This window comes from Azospirillum formosense, from assembly GCF_013340925.1.
Lineage (GTDB): Bacteria > Pseudomonadota > Alphaproteobacteria > Azospirillales > Azospirillaceae > Azospirillum > Azospirillum formosense.
Genome location: NZ_WHOR01000012.1, coordinates 33,256 through 42,599, shown reverse-complemented (window position 1 = coordinate 42,599; position 9,344 = coordinate 33,256). Strand labels below are relative to the sequence as shown.

Here is a 9,344-nt window from a genome sequence, read left to right as displayed (position 1 = left end):
CACGTGATCCCACAGGGATGTCGTCGGTTCTGTGTTTTGTTTGCAGATGCGGCGGACCAGCAGAGCTTACAAAGGAGTGGAGCGCCGGCAGCGTCAGTTGTGTAAAAGAGCCGGGGGTGGGGGCAAAGGTTTGTGACAGAAGGAACTCCCATGACCACGCCTCCCCGCCGCTTCACGGGCGGCACGCTGGTGATCGCCAGCCACAACAAGGGCAAGGTCCGCGAGATCGCGGCGCTGCTCGGTCCCTACGCCGCCTCCTTCGTGTCCGCGGGCGAGCTTGGCCTGCCGGAGCCGGAGGAGACGGGGACCAGCTTCGTCGCGAACGCCGAGCTGAAGGCCCTGGCCGCCGCCAAGGCGGGGCATGTCGCGCTGGCCGACGACAGCGGGATGGTGGTGCCGGCGCTGAACGGCGACCCCGGCATCTACTCCGCCCGCTGGGCCGGGCCGGAGAAGGACTTCCAGATGGCCATGGGCAAGGTCGAGGACGGGCTGAAGGGCCAGACCGACCGCCGCGCCTGGTTCGTCTGCGCCCTGTCGCTGGCCTGGCCGGACGGCCATGTCGAGACGGTCGAGGGCCGCTGCCCCGGCACGCTGGTCTGGCCGCCGCGCGGCGCGCATGGTTTCGGTTACGATCCGATGTTCATGCCGGACGGTTACGACATCACCTTCGGCGAGATGGACCCGGCCAGGAAGCATGAGATGAGCCACCGGGCCGACGCCTTCCGCCAGCTTGTGGAGCGATGCTTCAAGTGACTCCTGATCCTGGCTTCGGGATCTACATCCACTGGCCCTTCTGCAAGGCGAAGTGCCCGTACTGCGACTTCAACAGCCACGTCCGCGACCGGGTCGAGCATGACCGCTGGCGCGCCGCGCTGGTGCGGGAGCTGGATCATTACGCGGACGCAACGCCCGGCCGCCGGGTCACCTCGGTCTTCTTCGGGGGCGGCACGCCGTCGCTGATGGAGCCGGCGACGGTCGGCGCCGTGCTGGAGCGCATCGCCGCCCGTTGGACGGTCGGCAGCGATTTGGAAGTGTCGCTGGAGGCCAACCCGACCTCGGTCGAGGCCGACAAGTTCCGCGCCTTCCGCGCCGCCGGGGTCAACCGCCTGTCGATGGGCATCCAGGCGCTGGACGACGCCGCGCTGAAATTCCTCGGCCGCCAGCACAGCGCGGCCGAGGCGACCGGCGCCATCGCGCTGGCCGCCCGGACCTTCCCCCGCTTCAGCTTCGACCTGATCTACGCCCGCCCCGGCCAGTCCGTCGCGGCGTGGGAGGCGGAGCTGACCCAAGCGCTCGACCATGCGGTCGGCCATCTGTCGGTCTACCAGTTGACCATCGAGGAGGGCACGGCCTTCTTCCCCCTGCACGCGCGGGGCGATCTGGTGCTGCCCGACGAGGATCTGGCCGGCGACCTCTACGAGGCGACGCAGAGCCTGCTCGACCGCGCCGGGCTGCCCGCCTACGAGATTTCCAACCACGCCCGCCCCGGCGAGGAAAGCCGCCACAACCTGACCTACTGGCGCTACGGCGATTACGTCGGCGTCGGTCCCGGCGCCCACGGCCGGCTGACCTTGGACGGCGAGAAATTCGCCACCCGCGCCCACCGCGCCCCGGAGATCTGGCTGGAGCGGGTGGAGCGCGACGGCCACGGCGCCGCCACGCCCGAGCCGGTTGCCCGCGAGTCGCGCGGGTCGGAGCTGCTGATGATGGGGCTGCGCCTGCGTGAGGGGGTGGCCCGCGCCCGGCTGGTCGAGGAGACCGGCCGCGACCTCGACGGGCTGGTCGAGCCCGCGGCGCTGGAGCGTCTGGTGGCCGGCGGCTTCCTGGAGGTCGGCAAGGACACGTTGCGCGCCACGCATGAGGGGCGGCAGCGGTTGAACGCCGTGCTGGGGACTCTTCTGGCCTGACCCTACGAATACCCGCAAACGTGGTGTGACAAAGGCGCCCAGTCCCCGGCGAGCGCCGCATTCTTATACGTCCGTTTATGATTTTCCTGTGACTGTCAATCATTCTTGGAGTCCCGGCAAAGACAAGGGCAAGCAACCGCCGCTTGCCGGGACGCGGGACAGGGCAGACAGTTTCAGGCAGACATCCCATGACCCTCACGAAGCTTTCCATTCGGGCCAAGCTGTGGGCGCTCGTCGTCGCGGCTTCGGTCGCATCCTTCGCCATCGCCGGTGCCGGCCTTTATCTCAATTACAGCCGAATGCACGCCGATCGTCTGGAGACGCTGCACAGCATCGTCGAGACCGGGGTCACCCTGGCCACCACGCTGGAGGGGGACGCCGCCGCGGGCAGGATCACCCGCGAGGAGGCGCAGGCGCGCTTCAAGGCGGCGGTGGCCGGCATCCGCTACGCCGGCGGCAAGGAATATCTCTTCGCCCACACCATGGACGGCTACGGCTTCGCCCACGTCAACGCCAAGCTGATCGGCGCCGACGTCAAGCCGCTGAAGTCGGCCAACGGCGTCCACATGATCGTGGAGTTCATCCGCATGGTCCGCGCCACCGGCGACGGCCTGCTGGAATACGACTGGCCGCGCACGGTCGGCGGCAGCGATCTGGCGGTGAAGCTGGGCTATGTCCGCGGCTTCGAACCGTGGAACATCTTCATCGGCACCGGCATCTTCATCGACGACATCCGGGCCACCTTCCTGGACCAGCTGCGGACGCTGGCCTTCGTCATCCTGGCGCTGGCGGTGCCGGCCGTCGGCCTGATCGCCTGGGTCGGCAACGACATCAGCCGGGTGCTGCGCGGGCTGGGCGCCAAGATGCGCTCGCTGGCCGATGGCGACCTGTCCACCCGCTTTCCCGAGGCGGAGCGCGGCGACGAAATCGGCGCCATGGCCAAGGCCGTGCTGGTCTTCCAGACCAACGCCCGCGACAAGCAGCGGCTGGAGGCCGAGCAGGCCGCCTCGGCCCAGCGCGCCGGGGAGGAGAAGCGCCGCGCCATGCTGGCGCTGGCCGCCAGCTTCGAGCAGAGCATCGGCGCCGTCGTCCGCACCGTCTCCGACGCGGCGGCGACCATGGAGGAGCGCGCGGCCGAGATGAACCGCGCCGCCGCCCAGACCGACGAGCTGGCGACCTCGGTCGCCGCAGCGACCGAGCAGACCTCCGCCAACGTGCAGACCGTGGCCGCCGCGTCGGAGGAACTGGCCGGCTCGATCCAGGAGATCAGCCGTCAGGTCGCCGAGTCGTCGCGCATCGCGGGTGAGGCGGTGACCCTCAGCGGGCGGGCCAACGGCAAGGTCGGCGGGCTGGCCGAGGCGGTGCAGAAGATCGGCGCGGTGGTCCAGCTCATCAACGACATCGCCAGCCAGACCAACCTGCTGGCGCTCAACGCCACCATCGAGGCGGCCCGCGCCGGCGAGGCCGGCAAGGGCTTCGCCGTGGTGGCGAGCGAGGTCAAGGCGCTGGCCAACCAGACCGCCAAGGCCACCGAGGAGATCGCCGCCCAGGTCGCCAACATCCAGTCCGTGACCGGCGACGCGGTCGGCGAGATCCAGGGCGTGACCCAGGTGATCCTGCGGGTGAACGAGATCGCCACCTCCATCGCCTCCGCGGTCGAGGAGCAGGGGGCGGCGACCCGCGAGATCAGCCGCAACGTCCAGGAGGCGGCTGGCGGCACGCAGGAGGTGTCGGCCAACATCAGCGGCGTCACCGGTGCCGCGACCCGGAGCGGCGCCACCGCCCGCGACGTGCTGGAGATGTCGCGCCAGCTCGGCCACCAGCTCGACACGCTGCACCGCGAGGTCGGGGGCTTCCTTCAGCAGCTCCGCGCGGCGTAAGGTGGGGTGAACCGTCCGGGAAAGGGGTTGGGATGCGCATCAGTCTGGTGGTGGCCGCGGCGCGCAACGGCGTGATCGGCCGCGACGGCACCCTGCCCTGGTCCCTGCCCGGCGACCTGAAGCGCTTCCGGGAGCTGACGATGGACAAGCCGATCCTGATGGGCCGGCGCACCTGGGAGTCGCTGCCCCGCAAGCCCCTGCCCGGCCGCGACAACCTCGTGGTCAGCCGCAGCGTCCCGCCGGGCGAGCGGGACGGCGCGCGCTGGTTCGGCGGCCTCGACGCGGCGCTGGACTGGTGCCGCGGCCGCGGCGTCCCGGAGGTCGCCGTGATCGGCGGCGCCGAGCTGTTCCGCGAGACCCTGCCGCTCGCCGACCTCGTCCACCTGACCCGCGTGGAGCGGGATGTGGAGGGCGACACCGTCATGCCGCCGCTGGGGCCGGAGTGGGTGGAGACGGAGCGCGGCCCGCTGCTGACGGAGAACGGTCTGGGTTACCGGTACCTGGACCTCGTACGGCGCCCCGTCAGCGCTGGGGTCTAGTCGCTCTCCCGAGGCGGGAGAGGGTTTTCAGGCCCCCTTGTTCTCGCGCTGGCGGCGCTCGATGGCGTCCCACAGGGTGGCCTCCAGCGCCGAGCCGTCGAGCCGGTTGATCTCCTGGATGCCGGTGGGCGAGGTCACGTTGATCTCGGTCATGTAGTCGCCGATCACGTCGATCCCGACGAAGACCAGACCCTTCGCGCGCAGCACCGGGCCGATGGCCTTGCAGATCTCCTGCTCGCGCGGGGTCAGCTCGGTCTTCTTGGCGCTGCCGCCGGCGTGGAAGTTGGCGCGGGCCTCGCCCTCCTGGGGCATGCGGCTGACGGCGCCGGCGGGCTCGCCGTCGATCAGGATGATGCGCTTGTCGCCCTGGCGGATCTCCGGCAGGTACTTCTGCACGATCACCGGCTCGCGGTAGAGCTGGGTGAACAGCTCCAGCAGCGAGCCCAGGTTTTCGTCGTCCGGCTTCAGGTGGAAGACGCCGGCCCCGCCGTTGCCGAACAGCGGCTTGACGATGATGTCCTTGTGCTGCGCCCGGAAGTCGAGGACGGCCTGCTTGTCGCTGGTGATCAGCGTCGGCGGCATCAGGTCGGGGAAATGGGTGACGAACAGCTTCTCCGGCGCGTTGCGCACCTCCGCCGGGTCGTTCAGCACCAGCACCTTGGGCTGGATGTGCTCCAGCATGTGGGTGGCGGTGATGTAGGCCATGTCGAAGGGCGGGTCCTGGCGCATCAGCACCACGTCCATCGTCGACAGGTCGACGGTCCGCGGCTCGCCCAGCGTGTAGTGGGCGCCCTTCTTGCGGACCACGGTCATTTCGCGCACGCGGGCGGTCAGGACGTTGCCGGTCAGGCTGAGGTCGCGCGGGTGGTAGTGGTAGAGCGTGTGCCCGCGCTTCTGCGCCTCAAGCGCCATCATGAAGCTCGAGTCGGTATCGATGTTGATGGACTCGATGGGGTCCATCTGGAAGGCGACGGCGAGGCTCATCCTGCGGGTCTCCGAAACGGGCTTTTGAAATGGGGTCAGTTCAGTTGGTTCTTGAGCTGCTGGATCAGCGCGGCGACCTGATGGCGGTGCCGTTCGCTGGCGGTCAGCTCCAGGAAGCTTTCCAGCGCGGCGATGGCGGCGGCGAGGTTGCCGTTGTGGGCCTCCAGAAGGCCGGTCTCCCGCCACAGCGACGCCTCGGCCGGGGCGAACAGCCGCATCGCCTCCAGCACCTCCAGCGCGCGCGGCACGTCGCGGGCGGAGAGGTGGCGCAGCTTGATGTTGTTCTGGAGCCGCAGCAAAATCTCGCGGTTGGACACGGTCTGGTAGTGGCCGGGCTCCAGCTCCGCGGCGCTGCCGGCGGTGGCCTTCAGCAGGTCGCGCAGGTCCACGGCGGTTCGCACCTGCCCCTCGTTGAAGGGGTCGAGGATGGCGCGGGCGCCGTCGGCCTCCAGCCGCACCAGGAAATGGCCGGGGAAGTTCAGCCCGAGCATCGTCCAGCCCTGCGAGCGGGCGGCGTGCAGGTACAGGATGCCCAGCGCCACCGGCAGGCCGCGGCGGCGGTCGATGACGCGCAGCAGGTTGGCGTTCTGCAGGTCGTCGTAGGTTTCGTGGTCGCCGGCGTAGCCATGCCGCTCCACGATCACCTCGTGCAGCCAGGAGATGCGGGCCTCCAGCCCGTCGAGGGTGGGCGAGACGCGCTCCGCCAGATCGTGGGCGATGTCGGCGAGGTGACGGCGGTAGTCGGCCAGCGCGGCGCCCGGCACCTCCAGCGCGCCCAGCGCCAGGGCGGCTTCGGCCAGATCGATCTGCTCGTCCGGCTGCTGCCCCACGCGGCGCAGGATGTCACGGGCCTCGGCGCGGCTGGTCACGGGCGGAGTCCTTCCTCTTCTTCAGCCTTCGCGTCAGGCCCGCCACGCGTCCGGGACGTGGCGCGGCCAGGACCAAGGGGTAACGAGCATGACGTCGAAGCGCAAGACATAGCCGGCATACTGCGGGTTGGCCCCCAGATAGGCGTGGGCGGCGCGGGCGAGGCGGCCCCGCTGGCGGGCGTTGACGGCCTCGTTCGCGGTGTCCCAGTCGCCGCGGGCCTTGACCTCGACGATCGCCAGAGTGTCGCCCCGCCGGGCCACGATGTCGATCTCTCCCATGGGTGTGCGCAGGCGGCTTTCCAGGATGCGGTAACCCTTCAGCCGCAGCGCCAGCCGGCAGAGCTGCTCGGCGTAGCGGCCGTAATTCTCCGCCCGGCGGCGCAGCGCGCCCGGCGCGCTCATGGTTTCCCCTCCCGCGACAGCTCCAGCGCGCGGGCGTAGACGGTCCGCTTGTTCTGGCCGGTGCGGGCGGCCACGTCGGCGGCGGCGTCGCGGACCGACAGGCGGGTCAGCGCCTCGCGCAGCAGGGCGTCGACATCGGCCTCGGTCGGGGTGGCCTCCTCGCCGGGCGGACCGATGACCAGCACGACCTCGCCCTTCGGCGGGCCGGCCTCCGCGTAGTGGGCGGCCAGCTCCGGCAGGGTGCCGCGCCGCACCTCCTCGTAGAGCTTGGTCAGCTCGCGTGCCACCGCGGCCTCCCGCGCGCCCAGGATGTCGGCGAGGTCGGCCAGCGACTCGGGCAGGCGCTGCGGCGACTCGAAGAAGACCAGCGTGGCGGGGACGTTCTTCAGCTCCCCGGCGGCGGCGCGCCGCGCGCTGCTCTTGTTGGGCAGGAAACCGGCGAACAGGAAGCGGTCGGTCGGCAGGCCGGACAGCACCAGCGCCGCCAGCGGGGCGGAGGCGCCGGGCAGCGTGGTGACCGCCACCCCCTCCGCCACGCACTCGCGCACCAGCTTGTAGCCGGGGTCGGAGACCAGCGGCGTGCCGGCGTCGGTGACCAGCGCGATGGATTCGCCCGCTTTCATGCGGCCGATGAGGACCGGACGCATCTTTGCCGCGTTGTGTTCATGATAGGAGACGAAGGGCGTGTGGATGCCATGGATGCCCATCAGCTTCGCCGTCACCCGCGTGTCCTCGCAGGCGATGGCATCGGCGCGGCGCAGCGTGTCGAGCGCGCGCAGCGTGATGTCGGCGGCGTTGCCGATGGGGGTGGCGACCACATAAAGGCCGGCGCCGAGTTTACTTGCGGCCCTCGGCTCGCTACCTTCAGCGTCACCAGAGACGCCGGGCCCGGAAACGGGCTCGGGCGCCGGACCGGATGTGGAGATCGTTGGTGGCACGCTTGACGACACCTTTCTCGCGCGCTTGGGGGCAGCAGGCTGCCGCCGCCCTGTTGGTTGTCGGCACGCTTTCGGCCTGCTCGACTGTAAAGGCCCCGGCGCCGCCGACTCAAGCGCCGCAAGCGCCCGTCGCCGCCGTTCCGGCCGCCCCGCAGACCTTGAAGGTGGCGATCCTGCTGCCGCTGTCCGGGTCCAGCGCCGCCATCGGGCAGGCCATGCTGGAGTCGGCGCAGATGGCGCTGTTCGATCTGGCCGGCGACCGCTTCGAGCTGCTGCCCCGCGACACCAAGGGCACGCCGACCGGCGCCGCCGACGCGGCGCGGCAGGCCATCGCCGAGGGGGCGAGCCTGATCCTCGGCCCGCTGTTCGCCGCCGACGTGGCGGCGGTGAAGCCGGTCGCCCAGTCCGCAGGCGTGGACGTGCTGGCCTTCACCAACGACTGGACCCAGGCCGGCAACGGCACCTATGTGCTGGGCTTCGTGCCCGCCGATCAGGTGACCCGCGTGATCGGCTTCGCCCGCTCGCGCGGTGCGACGCGCTACGTCGCGCTGGCCCCGCGCACCGCCTATGGCGACGCCGTGGTCAACGCCGTGCAGGCGGCCTCGCGCCAGTTCGGCGGGCAGGTGGCGCAGGTCGAGCGCTACGACCCGGCGGTGACCGACCTCGCCCAGCCGGCGCGGCAGGTGACCCAGGCCGGTGTGCAGCCGCAGGCGGTCATGCTGGCCGAAGGCGGGCCGCGCGCCCAGGGCCTAGCGTCGGCGCTGGCCGCCAACGGGCTGAACACCCAGCAGGTCAAGCTGCTCGGCACCGGCCTGTGGGACGAGCCCGGTCTGGGCCAGGAACCCGCGCTGGCCGGCGCCTGGTTCGCCGCTCCGGCGCCGCAGAGCCGCGCCGACTTCGAGGCGCGTTTCGAAAGGACCTACGGGCGCAAGCCGCCGCGCATCGCCACCCTGTCCTACGACGCCACGGCCATCGCCGCGGTGCTGGCCAAGATGCCCGACGCGGCGGGCCGCTTCGACCGCGCGGCGCTGAACAACCCCAACGGCTTCGAAGGCATGGACGGCGTCTTCCGCCTGCGGGCGGACGGCGTCGTGGAACGCGGTCTGGCCGTCCTGGAGGTCACCCCCAGCGGTCCCCGCGTGATCGATCCCGCCCCGTCCAGCTTCGAAGTGCTGGGGCAGTGACCGCAAAGCGCTGAAAAGAGCGTTGAACCGCGGCGGCGCAAAGTCACGAAAGAGATCGTGTCTTGTGCCGTCGCGGTGAACCGCGAACTTAACCGTGCTGCTTCGCCAGACGGCGGGCGTTGGCGCGGACGGTGCGGTAGGCGGGGGTCATGCCGGCATGGGTCAGGGCCGTGGCCGACTCGACCATGTAGAGCGCGGCGTGGATTCCGGCCTCGACCGTCTCGGTGACGGTGCGGCGCTGCAGCTCCATCAAATCGGCGGGGTTGCGGCACTGCCCGAGGCCGGTCACCATCACCATGGCGGCCTGAAGCTGGCCCTGCATCAGGGTCATCCAGGCCTGCTGCATTTCCCCGATGCCCTTGGCGACGGCGTGGGTGGCCTCCACCATCGCCTCCACCTTCTCGGAGCCCATGCGGACGAACTCCGGATTGGCGAGGTCGATGGGGTTGTTCATCGCCGCCGCCATCATCGCGGTTCGGTAGCCGATCGTCTGGGCCGCCGCCACCCCCATCTCACCCGTCTTGACGCCGGTCCGGGTCAGATCGCCCGCCACCGTCAGAAAGCGCTGCGTCGGTTCGCCGTTGCCGGCCTTGCGTCTCGCCATTCGCTCCACCTCACCAAAGGACCCGACCGGAAGCAAA

General features: G+C 70.6%; 10 protein-coding genes. 5 read left to right on the top strand and 5 right to left on the bottom strand.

The annotated features are described in order from the left end of the window. Window positions 1–150 precede the first annotated feature (150 nt). The 4 genes from rdgB to GBZ26_RS03230 all read left to right on the top strand — a co-directional run bounded on the left by rdgB (window position 151) and on the right by GBZ26_RS03230 (window position 4,326). Window positions 151–753: an RdgB/HAM1 family non-canonical purine NTP pyrophosphatase gene (rdgB, locus tag GBZ26_RS03245; RefSeq protein ID WP_174437570.1), complete on the top strand. Its 603-nt coding sequence runs from the start codon at window positions 151–153 to the stop codon at window positions 751–753. Then, the gene (gene hemW, locus GBZ26_RS03240) at window positions 741–1,907 is read left to right on the top strand and encodes a radical SAM family heme chaperone HemW (RefSeq protein WP_174437569.1); all 1,167 of its coding nucleotides are present in this window, start codon (window positions 741–743) and stop codon (window positions 1,905–1,907) included. Before rdgB ends, hemW begins: the two co-directional genes overlap by 13 nt. Window positions 1,908–2,095: 188 nt before the next feature. Continuing rightward, the gene (locus tag GBZ26_RS03235) at window positions 2,096–3,787 is read left to right on the top strand and encodes a methyl-accepting chemotaxis protein (RefSeq protein WP_174437568.1); all 1,692 of its coding nucleotides are present in this window, start codon (window positions 2,096–2,098) and stop codon (window positions 3,785–3,787) included. A gap of 32 nt (window positions 3,788–3,819) precedes the next feature. Then, window positions 3,820–4,326, top strand: coding sequence for a dihydrofolate reductase (locus tag GBZ26_RS03230; protein ID WP_174437567.1), 507 nt, complete (start codon window positions 3,820–3,822; stop codon window positions 4,324–4,326). A gap of 27 nt (window positions 4,327–4,353) precedes the next feature. On the opposite strand, the gene gshB is transcribed toward GBZ26_RS03230, so the two are convergent. From gshB to rsmI, 4 genes are read right to left on the bottom strand one after another with little or no spacing between them, the layout of a single operon-like run. Then, window positions 4,354–5,310 carry a glutathione synthase gene (gene gshB, locus GBZ26_RS03225; protein WP_174437566.1) on the bottom strand — a complete coding sequence of 319 codons (957 nt, stop codon included), beginning with the start codon at window positions 5,308–5,310 and terminating at the stop codon, window positions 4,354–4,356. A gap of 35 nt (window positions 5,311–5,345) precedes the next feature. Further along, window positions 5,346–6,179, bottom strand: a complete 834-nt coding sequence (locus GBZ26_RS03220) for a transglutaminase family protein (protein ID WP_174437565.1) — start codon at window positions 6,177–6,179, stop codon at window positions 5,346–5,348. Between the two features lie 33 nt (window positions 6,180–6,212). Then, on the bottom strand, window positions 6,213–6,581 hold the full coding sequence (locus GBZ26_RS03215) for a YraN family protein (protein ID WP_114861151.1): 369 nt from the start codon (window positions 6,579–6,581) through the stop codon (window positions 6,213–6,215). After that, window positions 6,578–7,519 (bottom strand): 16S rRNA (cytidine(1402)-2'-O)-methyltransferase, encoded by a 942-nt coding sequence (gene rsmI / locus GBZ26_RS03210; protein WP_425514913.1) that lies wholly within the window; start codon window positions 7,517–7,519, stop codon window positions 6,578–6,580. Before rsmI ends, GBZ26_RS03215 begins: the two co-directional genes overlap by 4 nt. Here rsmI and GBZ26_RS03205 point away from each other — a divergent pair. Then, window positions 7,513–8,703: a penicillin-binding protein activator gene (locus tag GBZ26_RS03205; protein WP_174437563.1), complete on the top strand. Its 1,191-nt coding sequence runs from the start codon at window positions 7,513–7,515 to the stop codon at window positions 8,701–8,703. The two genes, rsmI and GBZ26_RS03205, sit on opposite strands and share 7 nt — an antisense overlap. Before the next feature lie 88 nt (window positions 8,704–8,791). Here the strand turns inward: GBZ26_RS03205 and GBZ26_RS03200 are convergent, their stop codons facing one another. Next, window positions 8,792–9,307 carry a phasin family protein gene (locus tag GBZ26_RS03200; protein WP_149165461.1) on the bottom strand — a complete coding sequence of 172 codons (516 nt, stop codon included), beginning with the start codon at window positions 9,305–9,307 and terminating at the stop codon, window positions 8,792–8,794. Window positions 9,308–9,344: the final 37 nt, after the last annotated feature.